We start from the raw sequence: 22,771 nt of genomic DNA on the forward strand, positions 1-22,771 counted from the left end.
CATGATAAGTGCAAACAATGTCACATTAAGAGTTGGTAAAAAAGCTCTGTTCGAAGATGTAAACATAAAGTTCACCGAGGGCAACTGCTACGGAATAATCGGTGCCAACGGTGCAGGAAAATCTACTTTCCTAAAAATTCTTTCAGGAAAACTTGAGACAACAAACGGAGATGTAGTAATTACTCCAGGCCAGCGTCTTTCTTTCCTGGAGCAGGATCACTTTAAATATGATGATTTCACTGTACTTGATACAGTTATCATGGGTAATGCCCGTCTGTATGAGATAATGAAGGAAAAGGATGCCATCTACGCTAAAGAGGATTTCACAGATGAAGACGGTATCCGTGCAAGTGAGCTTGAAGGTGAGTTCGCCGAAATGAACGGTTGGGAAGCAGAGTCAGATGCTGAGAGCCTTCTCAACGGACTTGGAATAGAAACGGAACTACACTACAAACTGATGAAGGAACTTGACGGTAATCAGAAGGTTAAAGTACTTCTTGCAAGAGCACTTTTCGGAAATCCCGATATCCTGCTTCTCGACGAGCCTACCAACCATCTTGATATGGATGCCATTGCATGGCTTGAAGAATTCCTCATCAACTTTGAAAATACTGTCATTGTTGTATCTCACGACCGTTACTTCCTTAATAAGGTGTGTACACATATCGCAGATATCGATTACGGTAAAATGCAGCTCTACGCAGGAAACTATGATTTCTGGTACGAATCTTCACAGCTTATGATTCGTCAAATGAAAGAAGCCAATAAGAAAAAGGAAGAACAGATTAAGGAACTCAAGGAGTTCATTGCAAGATTCTCTGCTAACGCAAGTAAATCCAAGCAGGCTACTTCTCGTAAAAAGGCCCTTGAGAAAATTGAGCTTGATACAATCAAGCCCTCTTCCAGAAAGTATCCTTACATTGATTTCAGACCTGACAGGGAAATCGGTAATGAAGTACTTACTGTTGACGGCATCAGCAAGACTATAAACGGCGAAAAAGTACTTGATAAAGTGTCTTTCGTTGTTCAGCATGATGACAAAATTGCTTTTGTCGGCGGCAATGAACTTGCAAAAACTACTCTCTTCCAGATTCTTACAGGAGAGCTTGAGCCTGACGAAGGAACATATAAATGGGGTGTAACAACATCACAGGCTTACTTCCCCAAGGATAACTCAAAAGAGTTCGACAATGATTACACTATCACCGAATGGCTTACAGGTTATTCCGAAATCAAGGATGTTACCTATGTACGAGGATTCCTCGGCCGTATGCTTTTTGCAGGTGAGGACGGTGTAAAGAAGGTAAAGGTTCTTTCCGGTGGTGAGAAGGTAAGATGTATGCTCAGTAAGATGATGATTAGCGGTGCAAACTGTCTCATCTTCGATGAACCTACCAACCACCTTGATATGGAATCAATCACGGCACTTAACCAGGGTATGATCAAATTCCCCGGAGTTGAATTATTTGCCTGCCGTGATCATCAGGTTGTACAGACAACAGCAAACAGAATAATGGAAATCCTGCCTGACGGCTCACTTATCGACAAGCGCTCTACTTATGATGAGTACCTTGAGAGTGACGCAATGGCAAGAAAACGTACAGTTTACAGTACAAATGAAGATGAAGATAATGACGATTGATCTTCAATGGTAACATTTTGATATATGGCTGCAAAACAGCTTTATATAGAGCTTTTTAAAACAATAAAGAAGCTGCCTGTAAAACAGGCAAATGACGTTAATCATGCTACGAGCCAAAGGGAGGATAATTATGCAGGAATTTAGTCCGGTAAAAGAAGGAAAAGTACGTGAGATTTATGATGTAGGTGATGCACTTATTATGGTTGCAACCGACAGAATCTCTGCTTTTGACGTAATTCTTAAGAACAAGGTTGAGAAAAAAGGTACTGTTCTCACCCAGATGTCAAAGTTTTGGTTTGACTACACAAAAGATATCGTAAACAACCACATGATCAGCACCGATACAGCTGATATGCCTGAGTTTTTCAGAAAACCTGAGTTTACCGGTAATAGTATGCTCTGCAAAAAGCTTACAATGCTTCCCATTGAGTGCATCGTTCGCGGTTATATAACCGGAAGTGGTTGGAACAGCTACAAAGAAAACGGAACTGTATGCGGAATTAAATTGCCTGAAGGACTTAAGGAATGTGACAAACTTCCTGAACCCATCTACACTCCTTCTACAAAAGCAGAAATCGGTGATCACGATGAAAACATCGATTTTGAACGCTCTGTGGAAGTACTTGAAAGAGATTTCCCCGGACATGGTCAGGAATATGCTGAGAAGCTTCGTGATTATACCATTGCTCTTTATAAAAAGTGTGCAGACTACGCTCTCACTCGCGGAATCATCATTGCTGATACAAAATTTGAGTTTGGTCTAAACGAAGACGGTGAGGTTGTTCTCGCAGACGAGATGCTCACTCCCGACAGCAGCCGCTTCTGGCCCGTAGAAGGATACGAACCCGGTAAGTCACAGCCCTCTTTTGATAAGCAGTTTGTAAGAGACTGGCTCAAGGCTAATCCGGATAGTGATTACAATCTTCCTTCCGATGTAATCGATAAAACCATTGCCAAATATGAAGAAGCATATGAGCTTCTGACCGGCAAAAAATTATAAAAACATTAAAGCCCGATAAGTATATATGCGTCTATAGTTACTCGATTCTGAGTTACGATTAACCACAACGCCTGCATATACTTAGCGGGCTCTTTTTATGCCTTCGGCAGACACGCCGTACACTTAGCGAAGGTCCGGTCCATATCAGATAGCGAATTTCTGATGAAATTCAGTATCCTATAAGATAATGAACATGCTACAATCTTGATATAAAGTTTTGTATCACAGGGGGGAATCATTATGAAGCTAAATTATAAGCGTACTATCCTTATTGGATTGGCTTTTATGTCAATCTGTGCTTTCTGGCAATTCTACGACAACGAAATCCCAAGAATTTTGACCTATCATTTTGGACTAGGTGAGACCTGGACCGGCGCAATTATGGCTCTTGACAATATTCTGGCGCTTTTCTTGTTGCCGATTTTCGGACTGCTTTCGGATAAAACTAATACTAAGATTGGTAAACGTATGCCGTTTATACTGATTGGTACTGCGGTATCCGTAACCCTTTTTGCAATTCTCATCTATATTGCAAAAATAAGCACAAATCTTTTACTTTTCATAGCTGTGCTTTTCATGCTCCTTGTTTCCATGGGAACATACCGCTCTCCTGCTGTTGCTCTTATGCCGGAGCTTACCCCGGCAAAACACAGAAGTAAAGCAAATGCCATTATTAATCTGATGGGGACTCTTGGCGCTGTTTATACTCTTATCATGATTAAGGTATTGCTAAAATCAGCTGCAAATGAAGCAGATACAAATTACATTCCTCTAATGCTTTCAATCGTCTGCTTTATGATCATTACAATTCTTATTCTTTTCATCACTGTTCCGGAGAAAAAACTCATGCCGATTGTCAGAGAAGGTGTGGATGATTTTGACGGAGAAGGCGGACTTATCGGAAATGATGATAATTCAAAAACATCAAATCCGGGTACATCTAAAAGTACCCAGCAAGATAATGGATACACAAAAAATGTTTTAAAAAGTCTGTCCTTTCTTTTGTTATCGGTATTTTTGTGGTTTGCTGCCTATAATGCCGTAACTACTGCTTTTTCAAGATATGTCACCGAAGTATGGGATCTTCATAACGGAGCTTATGCCGATTGCCTTATGGTCGCTACCGTCGCTGCGGTTTTAGCTTATCTCCCAATTGGTATGATTTCATCAAAAATAGGAAGAAAGCTTACAATCCTTATCGGAATATCGCTTATGAGTTTGTGTTATATAGCGGCTGCTCTTATGAACTCCTATAGTCCTGTCATGAACATATATTTCGCGATAATTGGCATCGGCTGGGCTGCTATCAACGTAAACTCATACCCCATGGTTGTTGAAATGGGAAGAAGTGAAGTTATAGGAAAATATACAGGATTATACTATACCTTTTCAATGGCTGCGCAGGTATTTACTCCTATATTCTCGGGCTTTTTACTTGAGCATGTTTCCTACAGAACTCTTTTTCCGTATGCATTCTTTTTCTCCTGTGCAGCATTTATAACTATGCTGCTCGTTAAGCATGGCGATGTTAAACCGCAAAAAAAGAAAAGCATACTGGAAAACTTCGATGTGGATGATTAATAATCAGAATAATTACGGGCATTAGTGATTTATTGAAAAGAACAGCCAAAAACATTTAATAAGTTATTTGGAAAAAGTATTCTATTCTATACAGTTACTCAATTAAATTACGTACTGATTGCCTCTCAACAACTCTTATCGGAAGCTTTTCATCAAAAGCAAAATCAGCTCCGCCAATCATTTTAAACAGATGATCGCCGGCACGCTGTGCTTTCAGTTCGATATCCTGGGCAATAGATGTAAGCTTGGGAGTTAAAAGTTCGCAGTCTTTAAGGTTATCAAAACCTATAACGGAAATATCTGCAGGGACTTTCATTCCGCACTGTTTTAGTCCCTCTGTCACACCAAAGGCTACAAGGTCTGACATGCATGCGATTGCTGTATATCCGCCTCCTCCAAATGCTATATCCTGCCCAACCTGAATAGCATTTTTGTAATATGTATCAGTATTAAAAATATCTTTTTTTGTAAATTCCACACCCGCTTCTTCGCAGGCCTTTAAAAAGCCGTTATATCGCTCTCGTATAACACCTTCATCTGTAATCTGAGGTGTAACAAGAGCGATTTTTTTATGTCCTTTTCCTATAAGATATCTTGCAGACAGATAGCCGCCCCTATAGTCCTCAATTCCCACATTTACAATCTTCTCATCGGGTGCATATGTATCCAGAAAAACCATCGGAATGTCGATACTTTTCTTTATCTCATGAACTTCTTCTTTAACAATTCCAAGAAAAAAAGCTCCGTCAACATTCCAGGAGGAAAAGATCGTAACTATTTCTTTGGGATCTCCGACACATCTAAGCATCATATAATAATCCCTGCTTCTAATATATTGTTCCAGTGAAGCGATAATCTGTGCTGTGTATGGATTATCAAAGAACGTATCATCTTTTCCCATATAAGGCACGACTACGCCAATCAGCCTGCTCTCCTTTTTTACTAAAGACCTTGCCATTACATTTGGCTTATATCCTGTCTCTTTGATGATGTCCTCTATTTTTCTTCTGGTCTCGGCAGACACTTTGCCATAGTTACCGTTTATTACATTTGATACAGTAGCTGTGCTGACACCTGCCTGTTTCGCTATAGTTTTAATATTCATTTGGTTGCTCCGAATTGTGACTTACAGGTACCGTTTGCAAAATATTCCTTAGGTAAGTCCACAGTTTTTGTAAAGTATTTGATATTATCTGTATTTGTATTCTTTCAATTTTTCTAATATTTCATATGGAATTAACATTTTTCCCGTTCCGACTCCGATATCTATATGCGGTTTATTTAAGCCATGAAAATCAGATCCGCCACTTAGCAAAAGGTCATATTTTACAGCAAGAGCTTTTATGTCGCGCTCATCCTGAGATGTGTATGTTCCGTAAAGTGCTTCAATTGCAACAAGACCGGCTTCCTTAAGTTCACGAACAAGTTCATCCATGGCATCTTTACCAAGTCCATATAAAACCGGATGGGCAAGGACAGGTATTCCTTTTGCTGATAATATCTGCTCTATTGCCATCTGAGGAGTTATTTTTTCTCTAGGGACATAACAGGGGCAATGATCACCAAGAAATCTGTCAAAAGCCTCCTTCACACTTGTCACATATCCTTTTGCATGCAAAAATTTGGCAAAATGTGCTCTTGTAATAACTGCGCCCGGATTCATTTCTACCAGTTCTTCAAAGGTTACAGGCATTCCGGCCTGAGTGAGTTTTTCACACATTTTACGGTTTCTGTTTACTCTCGAATCGATAAAGCCTTTGAGACTTTCCTGATATTTTTTATCGGTATAATCTATGTAAAGGCCAACTATATGAACATCCTTCCCGTTTCTTGTTGTTGAATATTCAATTCCGGGAATGACCTCAAGCTCAGGATATTGTTCTGCGCGTTCCATGGCTTCAGTCAAACCCCATACAGTATCGTGATCAGTAAGAGCAATAGCAGACAAGCCTTTCTCCGCAGCATAATCCACAAGTTCTGTTGGCGAGTAAGTTCCGTCGGATGCAGTTGAATGTGTATGTAAATCTATTGTTTTCATATTTGTATTCAAAAAATCATGACTTCTTAAACGCAAAAATATAAATGCATTCAAGAATCCATAATGATATAAATTCCAACTTAACAGTTACATTTTTTCTAATAATCTATTTCATTATAACCAAGGAAAGATTCCTGTTCAATTTAGATTTACTCATTTAAAATCTTTGGTATTACGAAAGTTTGAATATCTTCTATAAATATGTTACTATCTTTTAATTGTTACAAAGACCCGTGCTATTACACGAATAATCATTTTTCTAAAAAGAGATGATTTTCTTAACAGCATTCGATCACACATCACAAGAAAGGATTCAAACATGAAAATAGCAGTAACTTACAGCAATGGAGAAGTCTTCCAGCATTTTGGACATTCTGAACAGTTTAAAATATATGAAGTTGAAGACGGAAAAGTAACATCATCTGAAGTAATAAGCTCCGATGGTCAGGGACATGGTGCTCTTGCAGGTCTTCTTAGTAGTGAAGAAATAGATGTACTTATCTGTGGAGGTATTGGCGGCGGTGCAATGACAGCACTAAACGATAACGGCATTGAAGTATGCGCAGGTGCTTTGGGAAATACCGACGAAGTCGTTGAAGCTTATCTCAAGGGTGAGCTTGAAAGTACAGGTGTAAATTGCGATCACCATGGTGAAGGACATACTTGCGGTGATCATGAGGATGGTCATTCTTGCGGTCATCATGATGGCGGTCATTCTTGCGGCGGTCATGGAGATGACAGCTTTGATGAAGCAGACAGCTGCGGTTGCATGGGTGATGAAGAAGAAGGCTGTGGCGGTGGATGTGGCGGATGCCATGGTTGTCATTCAGCTCCTGCTATTGAAGGTAAAAATGTCGGAAAAACATGCCGTACTCATTATGTCGGAACTTTCAATGACGGAACCCAGTTCGATTCTTCCTACGACAGAGGTGAGCCTCTTGAATTCGTATGCGGTTCAGGCATGATGATTTACGGTTTTGATGCAGCTGTAGCTAATATGGAGGTTGGCGAAACTATCGAGATTCACCTTGAGCCTTCCGAAGCTTACGGTGAAAGAAATCCCAATGCAATAATGACTACAGAGATTTCAGAGCTCCCCGGCTCCGAAGACCTCACCGTAGGTCAACAGGTATACCTTCAGGACATGTTTGGAAGACCTATTCCGGTTGTCGTAACGGAAAAAACAGATAGCACTATCACACTTGACGCAAACCACGAAATGGCAGGAAAAGAACTCAACTTCAAGATTGAGTTGATGGAAGTAGTTTAATGAGCAAGATATTCTTCACAGATTTGGATGGCACACTATTAACCAAAGAAAAAAAGGTTACTCCCGCTACTATGGATGCACTGATAAAGTTTACTGAAGCAGGTAATCATTTTGCAATAAGCTCCGGTCGTTCACTTGACAGTGTAAAATCCGTACAGGTTGAAAACAATCTATTTTTCCCCGGTAGTTATCTTATAGCTTATAACGGCTCACAAATTTATGATTGTGATGCCAAAAAAGATGTTTACAGAACCGGTGTACCCTTTGACCTGGTTCCGCAGATTTTTTCGCTTGCAAAAGAACACGGAATACATTGTCACACCTATAGTGATGAATATCTTATAAGCCCTGCCGAAGATGAACAGCTATCTTACTACAGAAGAGTAATTCATACACCTTACATAATCACTGATGATATATGTTCTGCTCTTCCCGATGTTCCCTGTAAAATAATCGGTATTGAGCTGCATGACAGAGCAAAAATCGACCGTTTTAAGGCAGAAGTTGAAAAGATAGCCGGTGACAGACTCACTCTTTTGTATTCAAACCCTTACTATCTTGAGATTTTTAATTCAGAGGCAGGAAAAGGCAGCGCTGTTATAAGACTTGCCAAGCATCTTGGAATTCCTCATGAAAACACCATCGCTGCGGGTGATGAGGAAAATGACATTTCCATGATAGAAGCGGCAGGACTTGGGGTTGCTATGTTAAACGCAGTTGATATAGTAAAAGCCGTCGCTGATGTCATCACCGAAACAGACAATGACAACGATGGACTTGTGCCTATATTATCAGACCGATAGTCTTATGATTTCTTAAAGGCAAAAAAATAAATGCATTTGGAAATCCATGCAATATAAAATGGTGTAAAGAAAGGCTGCCACACTGATTTTAGTGCGGCAGCCACTTAAATTCATTAATAATTTTAAACATAAAGGAACTAATGTCATGGAAATTATCAGAGTTCATGTAAAATTCAAAGGCTATGTGCAAGGTGTAGGATTTCGCTATACTGCTTTTCATGCTGCAAACATGTACCGTCTCACAGGTTACGTAAAAAACGAATGGGACGGATCAGTCACAGCCGAAGCCCAGGGAACCCGTACCGATATCGACGCATGGATCACAAAAATAAAAAGTGGTACCTATATCGATGTTATGGATATGACCATGGCAACAATTCCCGTCTTGGATGACGAAAAAACTTTCGAAATAAAATATTAAACCTGTACTGTTTTATCCTTCGACAATAAGGTATCTTCCATCACCCACATCGAATACTTCCGAAGCCTCCATGACATCTCCGTCTCCCGGATCGAGTCCGGCCTCTTCAAAATACTCTTCTACTTCCTCAGGCGATTCCACAACTACAGCCATGCAATCTTCCAGAAATGCCTCGGCTTCTTCAGGGCTTTCTGCCACATTCTCAGAAAACAACTGTCCCTGATTTTCCAAAAAGCAATTAAGTACTGCATCGTCATACTCGTGCATAAATTCTCTCTTTCCCGCATGCCCATAGATGTCTTTTAACTAAGCATGCGCCTAAACCAGCTTGTGTTTCTTCATCTCCCGGTAGAGCCTCGCAATCGGAAGTCCTACTACGCAGTTGTAATCTCCCTCTATGCCTTCGACATATTTTCCAAAAAGTCCCTGTATACCATAAGCCCCGGCCTTATCATAGGGCTCATCAGTATCCAAATAGGCTTCTATCTCTTCTTTTGTCATTGGATAAACTCTGACCTTTGTACATTCGTAAAAAGAAAATACCTTTTCCTCATCAGCATTTCCATAAACAACAGTTACACCGGTATAAACTTCATGTGTGTTTCCGGCAATGTCATTTATCATACGCTCAGCATCAGCTTTATCCTTTGGCTTACCGAGTATTTTCTCCCTATATGATACAACGGTATCTGAACCAATTACAACGAGGGTATCTTTATTATCTCTTAAAACTTTATGAAAAATCTCTTTAGCCTTTTGCCCTGACAGAGATACAACAACCTCCGAAGGCACTTCACTCTTTATTATTTCTTCCCCTGTTGCCGGGATTATTTCAAATTCAAAGCCTAAGGTTCCAAGGAGTTCCCGACGCCTTGGAGATCCTGAAGCAAGTATGTATCGCATGTTATAACCTCTGTTTTCTACAACATTATGTACTCTCATACTATTGCATGAGTAAATTCAAGTACCAACATAGTTGTTTTTATATTTCCCGACTATGTTGCTTAGTTAAAAACTATAATCTGCAAGGCAAAAGAAGGCGTCAATGGGCACAGTCTTCTTACTTCTTATACACATGGTATTAAAGCCCGTGATCGTCGCGATACTCGGGTTCGAATACTCTGCTCTCTGCAATATCTTTCGGTTTGCTTAATTCTGTAGCCTCTTTTCCAAAAAGCTTTTGGGAATTCAGAGGTTCTGCACCTCGCTTTACTACTTTTACATATTCCCCGTTTTTATCCATTATGTGAGCCTTTACGTTGTCCTTAAGTTCTGCATCAAGAATATGCCACAGCTTTGCACGCAGTTTAGGATTTTCAACAGGGAACATAATCTCAACTCTTCGCTCAAGGTTTCTTGGCATCCAATCAGCACTTGAGGCATAATATTCAGGGCTTCCGCCATTTTCAAAGTAAAAGATTCTGCTATGTTCAAGGAAATTACCGACAATGGAACGCACACTGATATTATCGCTCACTCCCGGAATGCCTGTTCTCAGACAGCATATACCACGAACTATCAGATCGATTTTTACGCCTGCGCTTGATGCCTCATAGAGTGCAGCGATTACATCCTTATGACAAATCGAATTCATCTTGGCAATTATGTGTGCAGGTTCGCCGTTTCTCGCATGATCTGCTTCACGTTTTATGAGATCCAGGATTCTATCCTTTAACCACAAAGGCGCCAGGGTCAGCTTATTCCATACTGCAGGTTCGGAATAACCGGAAAGCATATTGAATACCGCAGTAGCATCCTCACCATAAGCCTCAGCACAAGTAAACATACCTACATCAGTATATAGCTTAGCGGTGGAATCATTATAGTTACCTGTAGCCAGATGTACATAGCGTCTTATTCCATCCTCTTCTTTTCTGACCACAAGCGTTATTTTACTGTGCGTCTTAAGACCTTTTAATCCATAGATAACGTGGCATCCGGCTTTCTCAAGCATCTTAGCCCATACAATATTGTTTTCCTCATCAAAACGGGCTTTAAGCTCAACAAGAACAGATACCTGTTTTCCATTGTCAGCCGCCTTTGCAAGAGCTGCAATAATAGGTGAATTACCGCTTACACGATACAAAGTCTGCTTAATAGCCAAAACCGAAGGGTCGGATGCGGCAGCTTCAACAAATCTCACAACAGGATCAAAGCTTTCATACGGATGATGCATCAAAATATCACCCTCTCTGATACATTCAAATATATCCCTGTCAGCAGGCAGCGAAACCACAGGTGCAGGTCTGTCATAACCATGCTCCTTAAGATAGTCAAAGCCCTCTATCCCATACATTTTCATAAGAAAAGTAAGATCAAGCGGTCCTTCGATTGTGTATATCTCACGCTGTTCCACCTTTAATTCATCGGTAAGAATTTTCAGAAGACGTTTATCAAAGCCTTTTTCGATTTCAAGTCTTATAGCCTGTCCCCACTGGCGCCTCTTTAGCTGCTTTTCAATTTCTTTAAGAAGGTCTTCTGCCTCGTCCTCATCAATTGATAGATCGGCATTTCGTCCAACTCTAAACGGATAACAGCACACAATATCATAATTCAAAAACAGCTTATGGATATTCCTCTCTATTATCTGTTCCAACAGCATTATTTTCCTGACGCCTGTTGAAGCAGGAATTTCCATTATTCTCGGAAGTACGGACGGAACCTGAACCATGGCAAATTCCATCTCGTCATTATCTTTACCTTTTACAAGGGCACCTATATTGAGTGTCTTATTTCTGATAAGCGGAAAAGGTCTCGATGAGTCATAAGCCATAGGTGTTAAAACAGGATATACAAAATCATCAAAATAGCGGTCGATATAATCAGACTCATCTTCATCAAGCTTCTTATAATCGCTTACTATCTCAAGGCCGTTTGCTCTCATTTCCGGTAGAAGCATACGGTTGTATACTTTATACTGTTCATTTTGAAAATCATGGACAGCATCTGTTACCTTATCGAGCTGTTCTTTGGGTGAAAGCCCTGCAATATCAGGTTTCTTATACCCTGCATTTATCATATCCTTCAGCGAAGCAACCCTTACCATAAAAAACTCATCAAGATTACTTGCGGTAATGCTTAAGAATTTCAGTTTTTCAAATAAAGGTGTTTCTTTATCCTTGGCCTCCGAAAGGCATCTGCTGTTAAACTGAAGCCAGCTTAGTTCACGGTTAATATAATATTCATTTTTATAGAAATCATTTTGCTGTGATTCGATTTGGTTTTTCTTTTTTGTTGACATAAGTACCCCTCATCCGCATGCTATGTTGACACCTGCCATGTAGTTTAAACATATCAAAAACGCTTCTGTCTGATTATCGGTTTTATTCCGTATACCTGCTCGAAAAAACCTCCTCGTGATCCAAACAGACCTTTTTCAAGTGAAACGTCAGCCATAGTATCAACAATTATCTCGAGTTCTTTGTCCTTTGTTGTAACACGAACATTCTTGAATTTCTGTTTATGTGTGCGGTCAAGTCCGTTGGCTATTCTAAGTATCGCAGTCAGTTTAGCTATTGTCAGATATGCATCGTGATTGATTCCGTGGAATCTATACCCGCCATCCTTAAAATATTCAAATTCATCATGATTGAATCTGACTACATTGGCGACTATCGATCTTTCCAAATGCGAAAGTCCTATTATCTCAGTCGACATTATAATGTTATATGAGCAATCACCAAGGTTTACCATGCTGATATATTTTCCGCAGTCATGCAGTATTGTGCATATCTGTAAAAGAAGACGTTCTCTTTTACCAAGACCGTGAACTTTTTTCATGCTGTCAAATATATTAAGTGCTATGGTCTGCAGCGTTTCACTTCTGGATTTGCTGCCCATATATCTCCTGGAAATATTCTGAGCACAGGCAACTATGTCCTGCTCAAAATCATGCGAGCTCTTAAGGTATTTTTTTCTTTCAGCATACTCAAAAGCAATTCCGTCGCAAAGTGTTCCCCCCGGTGCCCAGATTGTTTCTGCCTTAAGAACAGTAAGTATATTGCTGACAAGAAGTCCCGAAACATACATCAGCATTATATTATCCTGCGCAAGTCCAAGTTTTTTAGCTGTATCTGTCAGTGATTTTCCGGAAAGAGTTCCTATATAATCCACAAACCGTTTAGCGGAAGCATAGGTCTTTTCTTCCATACCGAGATTTACTCTCTGCAGGACAGGTGATACATAATCATCCAGCAGGATTACATTTTCAACCTTCCTGTCCTTTAAATGCATCTTAGCAAAGACATTAAGCTGCGATTCCACCAGTTCCTGAACCAGCATAGGGTATTTGCTGTGTCCGGGTTGAATCTGCTGCATTGTAGAATACAGTCTGAGCACACCAAGTCTTAGCTGCTGAGTAGTAACCAGGGTATCGTTGTCAAATAGTGATATCTGAATACTTCCTCCTCCTACATCCACGATAGCTGTAGGTTTTTCAAGGAATTTAAAAAAGCGTTCGTTGTTGAGGGCAACAGACTTGTAGTCCAAAAAGCGTTGTTCGGAGTTACTTAGGATATCTATTTCTATCCCCGTTCGTTGTCTTAAGAGCTCCAATACCGTATCATTGTCTTTTGTCTCACGAAGGGCACTGGTTCCGTAAGCCTGATAACGTGTTACGCCATATCCCTCCATGATCTTATTGTAGTCAGTAAGGATCCTTATAAGCTCATCCATATGAGCAGCAGAAATCTGACCTGTCGCATAGGTTTCGGTTCCCAGGTCTATTCTGTGACGCACATGATCTATCTGTTTAACGCCTTTTTTCTGCGACATTTCGTAGATTTTCATCTCAAGCTCGTACGAGCCCAGATCCACTGCCGCAAAGATGTCTGTCGCCATATATTCCCTCCTCATTAAAAAACGCATAGAATATTTTTTATTTTCCTAACAGGTAATCTATGAATTGCTGGGCTGTACGACCTGAAAGACCGCCGTGATTCATCTCCCATTTCCTGGCTTCTGCGATCAGTTCATCCCCTTCCATATCAATTCCGTTACGTCTTGCAAGAACACGAACAATCTCATCATATTCCTTCATCTCCGGTGCCCCGAAATAAATAGTTACACCAAATCTGTTAGCAAGAGACAGTTTTTCCTGTACAGTATCATTTCTGTGAAGATCGTCATCAAGAACAGCCGGCTTATCCTTAAAGCTCTCACGAATAAGATGCCTTCTGTTGGAAGTTGCGTATATAAGCACGTTTTCCGGTTTCTTCTCAAGGCCTCCTTCAATCACGGCTTTAAGATATTTGTAATCTGTCTCAAATTCCTCAAAGCTAAGGTCATCCATATAAATAATAAATTTGTAATTTCTTCCCTTTATCTGAGCTATAACATCGTTCAAATCCTTGAACTGATGCTTATAAATTTCAATTATTCTAAGACCTTTGTCAAAATACTCATTGGCAATTGCCTTGATGCAAGAAGATTTGCCTGTGCCGGCATCGCCGTACAAAAGACAGTTGTTTGCTTTTTTCCCAGAGACAAATGCCTCTGTATTTTCAACAAGCTTCTGCTTTGCAATCTCATATCCGACAAGGTCTGATAACTGAACATGCCTTATATTTCTGATAGGTTCGATCAATGCCTGCGGCTCTTTGTGTCTTACTCTGAATGCTTTATGAAGTCCGAATTTTCCAACTCCGTAGTGTTTGTAAAAAAGAGCAAGCTCAGACAGCATATCCTCTGCACTGTCACAACCTGCAAGGTCTTTTGCAAGCTCGCATATTCTGTCTCTTACCCTAGTGTTAAACACCTTGCTCTCAGAGCTCCCGACTTTATAATCAAACAGCACCGAAAATTCGGGGACGCAGAGCCTTTTGATCATTTCAGAAAAATCAATGTCAAACCATCTTTTAAAGCACTTAAGGTCATGAAGTGCAAGTTCTCTTATTGAGCCACCTGTATCTCCTCTCTTCTCATCCGACATACTGTATGCGTTTTCATCGGATACCAAAAGAAGCGCAAGAAAGGTGTGCCAGAGATTGCCGCTAAAGCCTCTCCTTGCTGACTCATCAATAAGCATATTCATACATGAATGGATAAGTTTCCCCTGCTCTTCAGTACTGTAATGTGCATCCGCAAGTTTCCTGTCTGAAAGAACCACGAGCGTATCTCTAAGATATGTCTGCTTATCGGATGCATTCCTGTAAAGTATCAATGAGTTGTCGCCGTCATTTAAATCGTCAAAGGAAGAAGTTAGTTTTGAACTATTATCACTGGCTGTAAGCGGATCTTCCAAAGCTCCCTTATCGATTATTCCGTTCTCATCCAGCCTTTTGTACTGACGTTTTCTGCTTATCTCCATAATCTTTTGGATAAGCTCACCTGCCGCCTCCCTGTTTTCTTCGTCCTTAGCAAGCAATTGAAAGGATTTTACCTTTTCCGACTCTCTTTCCTTGTCAAAGACATTTTTCCCTATCTTTATTTTATAATCAGCAACCTTCTCACTGATCTCCATTCTCTTTTCAAAGAGCGCAAGCAGCTCCGAATCGATTTTGTCAATATCCCCTCGAAGTTCGTTTAAATCCATCCATTCATCTCCTTATTATTAGAAGTATCATAATCCCTTTTTTTGTATATAATATACCACATTTTAGACATGAATTTTCGGAAAGTTAATGGCATTGTACCTAAAAATCGTGCTATAATTTATAAAATAAAGTCTATTAGTCCCATTGTTATTTCATAATTATAATGAGGTAAGATTTTTATGCAAAAAAGAGTTCCTCTCATTATTTTTTCAGCTATAGTCGTGGCTTCTACAATTCTGATTTTGTTATATTTACTGTCTAAGCGTGTTCCGATGAACGATGAAACCGTGGTTGGTAACACTCCCGGTAATCTTTACAATGGTGGGATCGTTATGGAAATGGACGGAAGAGTCTATTTTGCAAACCCTTTGGAAAATGACTGTCTTTACTCTATGAATCCCGATGAAACAGATTTAAAAGAAATGACCTCCATGGGCGTTAGAAATATCGTCGGAGCCGGAAAATATATTTATTACTATCTCGATTATTCAAAGACTAACCTGTCAGGTGATCTGAAAGGTCTCGGAAGAGTTTCAACATTCTACGGCTTGTACAGATGTGATACTGACGGGGATAACCAGTCCCTTCTTGACAGAGAAAACATCTCAGCTGTGCAGCTGGTAGGAAGTAACCTCTACTATCGCGTTGACTACGGTGAGGAGGCCGGGCTTAACAGCATAAGAATTGATGCCAAGGAACAGGCTCACATTACTACCGAACTTCTTGATCCCTCCTGCGCAATTAACGGAAAAATATACTACAGCGGTATTGACCTTGATCACAATCTTCATGTCATGGACACTCTTTCCGAAAATGCATCCGGGATTGTTTTAAACGGAAATATCTGGCAGCCCATCATTCAGGGTGACTACGTGTATTACATCGATGCAGCCCACCATTACAGGCTTTGCCGTTCAAACATGAATAGTGGTAATACCGAAGTGCTCACCAATTCAAGAGTTGATTTTTACAACATGAATGAATACAACATTTTCTATGCCACATCAGAAGCCGGTAACCAGACACTTCGCGTTATGAGGCTTGATGGTTCGGGAAATACCGTAATAGCTGAAGGCGTTTACCATGGACTCAGCCTTACTTCAAAATACCTGTACTTTAAGCCTTTTGGAGTCGACAATGTAATGTACCATGTTCCTGTAGACGGATCTGCAATGGTAAGTACTTTCCTTCCCTACTGATTATTTTTTAAAAAATATTGTCTAGACAAAGTGCTCCAAACATATATAATTGATTAAGAAAAAATGATAATCAATTATATATGGGAGTGCAGAATCTATGATGAACAATCTAAGACACATGATGCGTCCGCTCGATTTTTCAGTTGAAGAATTGGACCAGCTCTTTGATACAGCAGGTGATATCGAGCGAAACATGAGCAGTTATGCCCACAAGTGTGATGGCAACATACTAGCAACCTGTTTTTATGAACCGAGCACCAGAACAAGACTCAGCTTTGAAACAGCAATGCTTCGACTCGGAGGTCAGATAATCGGTTTTGCCGATGCTTCAAGTTCATCCGTTTCAAAAGGCGAAAGTGTTGCCGATACTATCCGTGTTATTTCCAGTTTCGCTGATATCTGTGCAATGCGTCACCCAAAAGAAGGCGCACCTATGGTAGCTGCAGCGAATTCTATTATTCCCGTTATTAATGCCGGTGATGGCGGTCATCACCACCCTACTCAGACTCTTACAGATCTTCTCACCATTCGTTCTTTATATGGTTCTCTTGGTGGTTTCACAATCGGTCTTTGCGGTGATCTCAAATTTGGCAGAACCGTTCATTCCTTAATAAATGCTTTAGTCCGTTATAAGGATATACATTTTATTTTCATATCGCCAAATGAACTTCGTGTTCCCGACTACATAACAGAGCTTCTAAATGATAGCGGTATAACCTATGAAGAGGTAATTAAACTCGAAGATGTAATGCCAAGACTGGATCTGCTCTACATGACACGAGTTCAGAAGGAGCGTTTTTTCAATGAAGAGGATTACATCCGTCTGCGCGATTTCTATATCTTGAACGAAGAAAAAATGGCAATGGCAAAAAAGGATATGCATATTTTGCATCCACTTCCCAGAGTTAATGAAATTTCCGTTGAAGTGGATAAGGATCCAAGAGCCGCTTATTTCAAACAGGTTCAATATGGTCTTTATGTAAGAATGGCTCTTATACTCACTCTTTTGGACAAAACCGATGCACATATGAACCATGGACTTCTAAGAGTGTTCTAACTAAAAAACGTAATCATGGTCAGCTTCACCTTATCAGAAAGGATACAATATGCTAAACGTAGGAAAAATTGAAGAAGGCTTCGTCTTAGACCATATAAAAGCCGGACGCAGCATGCAGATTTACCATCACCTTGGTCTTGATAAACTTGACTGTACTGTTGCAATTATAAAAAATGCCAAGAGTAATGTAATGGGCAAGAAGGACATTCTTAAAGTTGAATGTGATATAGATACTCTTAATCTTGATGTTCTGGCTTTCATAGACCACAGCATCACGGTTAATGTAATAAAAGAAGGAGAAATTGTTGAAAAGAGAGCACTCTTCCTTCCTCATGAGATCTCAAATGTCATAAAATGCCATAATCCCCGCTGTATTACCTCTATCGAGCAGGGATTACCTCATATCTTCTATCTTGCAGATGAAGAAAAAGAAATTTATCGTTGCAAATACTGCGACGAAAAATACACCGAAGGTGATAAAAGGTAAGCAGCGAAGCTATCCATTTGGAAATGCCTGTTTTCATCTGCGGTGTGATTTCTAAAACTTATAAAGCAGCAAATGCCTCATTTCGAAGTTGCTCAAAGCAATCGGCATTTGCTGCTTTCTTTATTAATGTATGTAAAAACTCAGTTACCACATTCGACACTGATTTCATTAAACAGATGCATTATCTGCTCCGGGTTCATCTTTTTCTTATCCTCTCCGGACTTATCAAGGATGACTGATCCTTCATGCATCATGAGAAGTCTGTCGCCGTACTGCGTGGCATAACGAAGATTGTGAGTTACCATGATAGTGGTCACCTTTTTCTCTCTTACTATTTTCTCAGTAAGTTCCATTATTATGTCTGCAGTCTTAGGATCCAGAGCTGCTGTATGCTCATCAAGAATCAAAAACTCAAGCGGAGTCATCGTACTCATCAAAAGAGCTACCGCCTGACGCTGTCCACCTGATAATGAACCAACCTTTGTATAAAGCTTATCCTCTAATCCGAGACCGAGACTTTTTAACAGCTCTCTGTAATAATCCTTACGCTTGTGATTAACTCCCGGCTGAAGACCAAAAATCTTGCCCTTGTTATCGGCAATCGACATATTTTCAAGTATGTTCATAGAGGGGCAGGTTCCCTTGGAAGGATCCTGATAAACTCTTCCAATAGTTCTGTGTCTCTGATAATCACGCTCATTGGCAATGTTCACGCCATTAACCAGAACCTCTCCTTTATCAGCCTGAATAGAGCCACAGATAATATTCAGCATCGATGTTTTTCCCGAACCATTACTTCCAACAACCGCAACAAACTGTCCATCAGGAACCGTGAGGTTAAAATCATCAAAGAGGCACATCTCATTGACACTACCGGGATTATAATTTTTGTATATAGATTTAAGTTCCAGCATATCAGGCCTCCACTTTCCGTTTCCTGTCCCTTGTGATAATCAAAATTACCAGGAAAAGAACAGCTGTGATAAGCTTTAAGTCGGTTGACTGTAAGCCGCATTTAATGGCAATTGCCACGCATGCTTTATAAACAATGGCTCCGATGACAACGCTTGTTGTAATGTTGAAAAATTTAAGCTTTCCCAAAAGAGCTGTGCCGATTATAACACTTGCAAGTCCTATAACAGCAGTTCCCGTACCCATTGATACATCAAAATATCTCTGCTGCTGTGCATATATCGCACCGGAAAGCGCAACAAGTCCGTTTGCTATCGCAAGGCCTGTTATACGAACCTTGCCTCTGTCGACGCCCATTGATGTAACAAGAACATCGTTATCACCAACTGCCTGAAGCATAAGGCCGGAACGTGTTTTTAAATACCAATCCAGAATAAGCTTAACGACTATCGTAATTACAAGAAGAATTATAACTGACTGAAATTTATCAAGTCCCGGAACTGCGCCAAAAAGGGAATTCATGGACTTATTGTCGAAAATTGTATAGTAGTCATACATAGGAAGATTGGCTTTTCCGGCAATTCGTAAATTAATCGAGTATAAACCTGTCATCATAATTATACCCGCCAAAAGATCGCGAACCTTGAAAACCACATGGATAATACCTGTGCAGACACCCACAATACAACCTGCAGCAAAACATATAGGCAATGTAAGGATTGGAGCCACTCCCGCCCTTATCATGACTACGGCAAGGCAGATTCCGAAAGGAAAACCTCCGTCGACCGTCATATCAGGAAAATCAAGTATTTTATATGTGATATACATTCCGAGAGCCATGATTGCATAGCACAATCCCTGCTCCAATACACTTACTATCAGTGCCATAATTCCTCCAATTAATTAGCAGCAATACTGTCAAAGCTTTCAGCTGCACTTGAAACCAGTTCCTCATCAAGAGTCAACTCAATTTCTTCAGCAGCCTTTGTGTTTACATAAAGGCTGGGCTCATCAATTACTTCAAAAGGCATATCTGAAGCCTTGCTTTCTCCCTTAAGGACCTTAGCAGCCATCTCACCTGTCTGAATTCCGAGCTTAACATAATCAAGTCCCATAGCCGCAACACAGCCAACCTTTACCTGTTCAACCTCTGAACCAAACACAGGAATCTTCTGTTCCTTAGCATGGCTAAGTACTGTCTGAAGACCTGAAACCACAGTATTATCAGTAAGATTGTTGATGCAGTCAACCTTGGTTACAAGGTCTGCAGCAGCCATATCAAGATCAGCGAGTGTATTGATGCCGCTGTCTACGATTTCAAAACCATACTCAGCTGCATGCTCTTTATACTGAGCAATTGTGCTCTCAGAATTTGTCTCGCTTGTTGTGTAAAGGATACCAATCTTCTTGGCATCGGGAAGTATCTTACGAATCATCTCAAGCTGCTCTGTAACAGCAAGGGCATCGGAAGTTCCTGTAATATTGCCAACAGGTGTACCGTCTTCCTTGGCAAGTTCGGCAGCAACAGGATCTGAAACTGCTGAATATATAACGGGTACAGTTGTACCAAGTGCTGAATTGTAAGCACTCATAGCACTGGGTGTTGCAATACCGCAGATAAGATCTACTCCATCAGCTACGAAGGCATCTGAAATCTGGCTGGCAGTGCCTGTATCTGCCTGAGCATTCTGAAAATGAACAGTGAGGTTCTCCCCTTCAACAATGCCTTCATTTGCAAGTCCCTGAAGGAATCCCTCGCGGCAGTTATCAAGTGAGCCATGCTCAGCGAACTGAGAAATACCAATTATATATTCCTCTCCATCACTCTCTGTCTCAGTAGCAGCTTCTGTTGTCTCGCTATCTGCTTCCTCTGCCACTTCCTCAGAAGCTTCGGCATCCGCTTCCTCTGCGGGTTCCTCAGAAGCCTCTTCTACAGAATCCGCTTCATTTGCCTCTTCAGTTGTCTCCTCGACTGCATCTGTGCTCTGAGCTTCATTTGCATCATCTGCAGTCTTACGATTGTCTCCACAGCCGGTGACAGTCATCACCATCATGGATGCAGCTAAAATAGCTGCCAGCATTTTCTTTTTCATAATATCCTCCTCTTACAGTGCTAAACGCACTTCACTACTGTAAATTATCACAGCAAGTAACTGTATAATAATACACCAAAATATCCTATGGCGCAACGTCACGCCGTTGCCATTGCGATGTAAACTGATGCATTCAAAGTGTCCTTCTTTAACCATATGAAAAAGGCTGGATCATCAAAAATCCAGCCTTTTACTGATATAATGTATAGATTTGTCTTCTCAAAACAAACTACTTTTTCCTCTTATATATAGCATTGCCTGCTGTCACCGCTTTTTTAAGCTTTTTTACAACAGAACCAAATTTAGATGCACTTGAAGCTTTTATTGTAAACTTAGCCGAATCCTTTATTCCTTTGAATGCAGTCTTATGAATAGTTTTTACCGAATCACCCTCAAAAATCACATTACAGAGCTTATAGCAATTTCCAAATGCATTCTCCCCTATAGTAGTTACTGATTTTCCGATAGTAACTTTCCTTAATGCATTATCATTGAATAATGCTTCATTATCAATCCTTGTAACAATGTAAGATTTTCCCTTTATGGTTATGCAATCCGGAATTACTACTTGCATATATGACCGGGGAACACCTATAAGCTCTGCAGTCTTTTTTGACGTGATTCTATAAATATTCATATGACTTATAACGAAATCCCCAACTTTTACCTTCTTTATTGTTTTCTCATAATCTGTCTTACTGAATGACAAAGATGGAACGTGATTCTTTAAAATCTTAATATATTCCTTATTTAAACTATTTGTTCCGACCAAAAGATCACCCGTAGTATAATCTGTGACATACCACTTTTTACCAATCTGCATAATATTGAAAGCATGGCACATCTCATCTGCAACATCACTACCGGCTACAATGTAAGCATTAATACCTGCAAGCTCACAATAACGCTGAATTGTAGAAGCATATGTTGAGCAGCAATATCCTGTTCCATCTCCAAAAAGGCACCCATAAATTCCATTACAATTACGTTCGTAACCGGCATCCGACTCTTTTTCTTCAGGAACATTCTGATTCATCCAGTTAAATAAGTAGATAATCTTTTCCACATCACTTTTGCTCTGAACCTTTGAAAGAATTCCTCTAAGCTTGCTATCTGCTAAAGCAAGTTCAGCTGTATTATCACAATATTCAAAATCAATTTTGTAATAATAATATGAAGGATTCATAGGATCCTGTATTTTTCCGGAGCAGGATGGCCCCGAATAAACACTATAATCCCACGAATTATATACTCCACCTACATAACTATAATTAAAAAAATTGTAAATAGAACTATCGAGATCGCTGAACCCCGGTCGATCCGATTCAATCTTTACCTGATTTGGATTAGCCCTTATTACAACTATCTCCTGTAATTTCGACCTTGCATCAAGCAGTGCAGAAACAACTTCCTGAGTAGAATGTACATCAATATATCTTGATGTATCAAACGTTGTTTCATATCCCCCCGAATATGCCTTTACTCTAACGATATCAATCAAAAACAGCATGGAAACAATGCACAAGAACTGTGCAAAACGAGTAATAACTTTTTTCATACAATCCCCCAATTCCTATAACTTCTTCTCTACAATAATTGATCCTGTTATCATTATATTACGATAAATTATGTTCCATTATCAGGTAAAGTACTTGCTAGTTACATATATACTTATGTTACTGACACTGGGTGTGAACTATAACATCCTCACTCCCGGTTAATACCACCTGGAAAC

20 protein-coding genes and 1 pseudogene are annotated in these 22,771 nt (G+C 40.1%); 9 read left to right on the plus strand and 12 right to left on the minus strand.

Translation table 11 applies throughout. From position 1 onward, the window contains the following. Position 1 precedes the first annotated feature (1 nt). From BV60_RS0111625 to BV60_RS0111640, 3 genes are all read left to right on the plus strand, one after another. Positions 2 to 1,642, plus strand: coding sequence for an ABC-F family ATP-binding cassette domain-containing protein (locus tag BV60_RS0111625; RefSeq protein ID WP_029321962.1), 1,641 nt, complete (start codon positions 2 to 4; stop codon positions 1,640 to 1,642). Positions 1,643 to 1,772: 130 nt separating this feature from the next. Then, entirely contained in the window at positions 1,773 to 2,642 is an 870-nt protein-coding gene (locus tag BV60_RS0111635; protein WP_029321965.1) for a phosphoribosylaminoimidazolesuccinocarboxamide synthase, read from the plus strand. Positions 2,643 to 2,882: 240 nt separating this feature from the next. After that, positions 2,883 to 4,223, plus strand: coding sequence for an MFS transporter (locus tag BV60_RS0111640; protein WP_029321967.1), 1,341 nt, complete (start codon positions 2,883 to 2,885; stop codon positions 4,221 to 4,223). 94 nt (positions 4,224 to 4,317) lie between these two features. Here the strand turns inward: BV60_RS0111640 and BV60_RS0111645 are convergent, their stop codons facing one another. Next, positions 4,318 to 5,328, minus strand: coding sequence for a LacI family DNA-binding transcriptional regulator (locus BV60_RS0111645; protein ID WP_029321969.1), 1,011 nt, complete (start codon positions 5,326 to 5,328; stop codon positions 4,318 to 4,320). Positions 5,329 to 5,412: 84 nt separating this feature from the next. Beyond that, entirely contained in the window at positions 5,413 to 6,261 is an 849-nt protein-coding gene (locus BV60_RS0111650) for a PHP domain-containing protein (RefSeq protein WP_029321970.1), read from the minus strand. 319 nt (positions 6,262 to 6,580) lie between these two features. Here BV60_RS0111650 and BV60_RS0111655 point away from each other — a divergent pair, with 319 nt between their 5' ends. From BV60_RS0111655 to BV60_RS0111665, 3 genes are all read left to right on the plus strand, one after another. After that, positions 6,581 to 7,531 (plus strand): NifB/NifX family molybdenum-iron cluster-binding protein, encoded by a 951-nt coding sequence (locus tag BV60_RS0111655; protein WP_029321973.1) that lies wholly within the window; start codon positions 6,581 to 6,583, stop codon positions 7,529 to 7,531. Beyond that, entirely contained in the window at positions 7,531 to 8,334 is an 804-nt protein-coding gene (locus BV60_RS0111660) for a Cof-type HAD-IIB family hydrolase (RefSeq protein WP_029321975.1), read from the plus strand. The genes BV60_RS0111655 and BV60_RS0111660 overlap by 1 nt, the downstream gene beginning before the upstream one ends. Before the next feature lie 145 nt (positions 8,335 to 8,479). Beyond that, entirely contained in the window at positions 8,480 to 8,755 is a 276-nt protein-coding gene (locus BV60_RS0111665) for an acylphosphatase (protein ID WP_029321976.1), read from the plus strand. 12 nt (positions 8,756 to 8,767) lie between these two features. Here BV60_RS0111665 and BV60_RS0111670 read toward each other — a convergent pair whose 3' ends face one another. From BV60_RS0111670 to BV60_RS24380, 6 genes and pseudogenes are all read right to left on the minus strand, one after another. After that, complete coding sequence (locus BV60_RS0111670) at positions 8,768 to 9,022, minus strand: hypothetical protein (protein ID WP_026492761.1); 255 nt, start codon at positions 9,020 to 9,022, stop codon at positions 8,768 to 8,770. A 51-nt stretch (positions 9,023 to 9,073) separates the two neighbouring features. After that, positions 9,074 to 9,658, minus strand: a complete 585-nt coding sequence (locus BV60_RS0111675) for a Maf family protein (protein WP_029321979.1) — start codon at positions 9,656 to 9,658, stop codon at positions 9,074 to 9,076. Between the two features lie 178 nt (positions 9,659 to 9,836). Beyond that, positions 9,837 to 11,996 carry an RNA degradosome polyphosphate kinase gene (locus BV60_RS0111680; protein WP_029321981.1) on the minus strand — a complete coding sequence of 720 codons (2,160 nt, stop codon included), beginning with the start codon at positions 11,994 to 11,996 and terminating at the stop codon, positions 9,837 to 9,839. Positions 11,997 to 12,049: 53 nt separating this feature from the next. After that, the gene (locus BV60_RS0111685; protein ID WP_029321982.1) at positions 12,050 to 13,594 is read right to left on the minus strand and encodes a Ppx/GppA phosphatase family protein; all 1,545 of its coding nucleotides are present in this window, start codon (positions 13,592 to 13,594) and stop codon (positions 12,050 to 12,052) included. Positions 13,595 to 13,631: 37 nt separating this feature from the next. Then, on the minus strand, positions 13,632 to 14,915 hold the full coding sequence (locus BV60_RS0111690) for an ATP-binding protein (protein ID WP_029321984.1): 1,284 nt from the start codon (positions 14,913 to 14,915) through the stop codon (positions 13,632 to 13,634). A 132-nt stretch (positions 14,916 to 15,047) separates the two neighbouring features. Beyond that, a pseudogene (locus BV60_RS24380) lies at positions 15,048 to 15,287 on the minus strand (chorismate mutase); the annotation flags it as partial. 180 nt (positions 15,288 to 15,467) lie between these two features. Between BV60_RS24380 and BV60_RS0111695 the strand changes: the two are divergent. The 3 genes from BV60_RS0111695 (at position 15,468) to BV60_RS0111705 (ending at position 18,031) form a co-directional block, all read left to right on the plus strand. Continuing rightward, on the plus strand, positions 15,468 to 16,487 hold the full coding sequence (locus BV60_RS0111695) for a DUF5050 domain-containing protein (protein WP_029321986.1): 1,020 nt from the start codon (positions 15,468 to 15,470) through the stop codon (positions 16,485 to 16,487). 100 nt (positions 16,488 to 16,587) lie between these two features. Further along, positions 16,588 to 17,544 carry an aspartate carbamoyltransferase gene (gene pyrB / locus BV60_RS0111700; RefSeq protein ID WP_035777657.1) on the plus strand — a complete coding sequence of 319 codons (957 nt, stop codon included), beginning with the start codon at positions 16,588 to 16,590 and terminating at the stop codon, positions 17,542 to 17,544. Between the two features lie 49 nt (positions 17,545 to 17,593). After that, on the plus strand, positions 17,594 to 18,031 hold the full coding sequence (locus BV60_RS0111705; RefSeq protein ID WP_029321990.1) for an aspartate carbamoyltransferase regulatory subunit: 438 nt from the start codon (positions 17,594 to 17,596) through the stop codon (positions 18,029 to 18,031). 140 nt (positions 18,032 to 18,171) lie between these two features. Here the strand turns inward: BV60_RS0111705 and BV60_RS0111710 are convergent, their stop codons facing one another. From BV60_RS0111710 to BV60_RS0111725, 4 genes are all read right to left on the minus strand, one after another. Next, positions 18,172 to 18,945 (minus strand): ABC transporter ATP-binding protein, encoded by a 774-nt coding sequence (locus BV60_RS0111710; RefSeq protein WP_029321992.1) that lies wholly within the window; start codon positions 18,943 to 18,945, stop codon positions 18,172 to 18,174. 1 nt (position 18,946) lies between these two features. Beyond that, positions 18,947 to 19,831 carry an ABC transporter permease gene (locus tag BV60_RS0111715; RefSeq protein ID WP_029321994.1) on the minus strand — a complete coding sequence of 295 codons (885 nt, stop codon included), beginning with the start codon at positions 19,829 to 19,831 and terminating at the stop codon, positions 18,947 to 18,949. Positions 19,832 to 19,842: 11 nt separating this feature from the next. Continuing rightward, positions 19,843 to 21,036 carry an ABC transporter substrate-binding protein gene (locus tag BV60_RS0111720; RefSeq protein WP_029321996.1) on the minus strand — a complete coding sequence of 398 codons (1,194 nt, stop codon included), beginning with the start codon at positions 21,034 to 21,036 and terminating at the stop codon, positions 19,843 to 19,845. 229 nt (positions 21,037 to 21,265) lie between these two features. Next, positions 21,266 to 22,594, minus strand: a complete 1,329-nt coding sequence (locus BV60_RS0111725; RefSeq protein WP_029321998.1) for a leucine-rich repeat protein — start codon at positions 22,592 to 22,594, stop codon at positions 21,266 to 21,268. Positions 22,595 to 22,771: the final 177 nt, after the last annotated feature.

The sequence above is a fragment of the Butyrivibrio sp. AE3004 genome (assembly GCF_000703165.1).
In the GTDB taxonomy this organism is placed as follows: Bacteria; Bacillota; Clostridia; order Lachnospirales; family Lachnospiraceae; genus Butyrivibrio.

Bases quoted from the DNA above. Each gene is read 5' to 3' on its own strand.
- BV60_RS0111625 (WP_029321962.1), top strand. From the start codon at position 2: ATGATAAGTGCAAACAATGTCACATTAAGAGTTGGTAAAAAAGCTCTG.
- BV60_RS0111635 (WP_029321965.1), top strand. From the start codon at position 1,773: ATGCAGGAATTTAGTCCGGTAAAAGAAGGAAAAGTACGTGAGATTTAT.
- BV60_RS0111640 (WP_029321967.1), top strand. From the start codon at position 2,883: ATGAAGCTAAATTATAAGCGTACTATCCTTATTGGATTGGCTTTTATG.
- BV60_RS0111645 (WP_029321969.1), bottom strand. From the start codon at position 5,328: ATGAATATTAAAACTATAGCGAAACAGGCAGGTGTCAGCACAGCTACT.
- BV60_RS0111650 (WP_029321970.1), bottom strand. From the start codon at position 6,261: ATGAAAACAATAGATTTACATACACATTCAACTGCATCCGACGGAACT.
- BV60_RS0111655 (WP_029321973.1), top strand. From the start codon at position 6,581: ATGAAAATAGCAGTAACTTACAGCAATGGAGAAGTCTTCCAGCATTTT.
- BV60_RS0111660 (WP_029321975.1), top strand. From the start codon at position 7,531: ATGAGCAAGATATTCTTCACAGATTTGGATGGCACACTATTAACCAAA.
- BV60_RS0111665 (WP_029321976.1), top strand. From the start codon at position 8,480: ATGGAAATTATCAGAGTTCATGTAAAATTCAAAGGCTATGTGCAAGGT.
- BV60_RS0111670 (WP_026492761.1), bottom strand. From the start codon at position 9,022: ATGCACGAGTATGACGATGCAGTACTTAATTGCTTTTTGGAAAATCAG.
- BV60_RS0111675 (WP_029321979.1), bottom strand. From the start codon at position 9,658: ATGCGATACATACTTGCTTCAGGATCTCCAAGGCGTCGGGAACTCCTT.
- BV60_RS0111680 (WP_029321981.1), bottom strand. From the start codon at position 11,996: ATGTCAACAAAAAAGAAAAACCAAATCGAATCACAGCAAAATGATTTC.
- BV60_RS0111685 (WP_029321982.1), bottom strand. From the start codon at position 13,594: ATGGCGACAGACATCTTTGCGGCAGTGGATCTGGGCTCGTACGAGCTT.
- BV60_RS0111695 (WP_029321986.1), top strand. From the start codon at position 15,468: ATGCAAAAAAGAGTTCCTCTCATTATTTTTTCAGCTATAGTCGTGGCT.
- pyrB (WP_035777657.1), top strand. From the start codon at position 16,588: ATGAACAATCTAAGACACATGATGCGTCCGCTCGATTTTTCAGTTGAA.
- BV60_RS0111705 (WP_029321990.1), top strand. From the start codon at position 17,594: ATGCTAAACGTAGGAAAAATTGAAGAAGGCTTCGTCTTAGACCATATA.
- BV60_RS0111710 (WP_029321992.1), bottom strand. From the start codon at position 18,945: ATGCTGGAACTTAAATCTATATACAAAAATTATAATCCCGGTAGTGTC.
- BV60_RS0111715 (WP_029321994.1), bottom strand. From the start codon at position 19,831: ATGGCACTGATAGTAAGTGTATTGGAGCAGGGATTGTGCTATGCAATC.
- BV60_RS0111720 (WP_029321996.1), bottom strand. From the start codon at position 21,036: ATGAAAAAGAAAATGCTGGCAGCTATTTTAGCTGCATCCATGATGGTG.
- BV60_RS0111725 (WP_029321998.1), bottom strand. From the start codon at position 22,594: ATGAAAAAAGTTATTACTCGTTTTGCACAGTTCTTGTGCATTGTTTCC.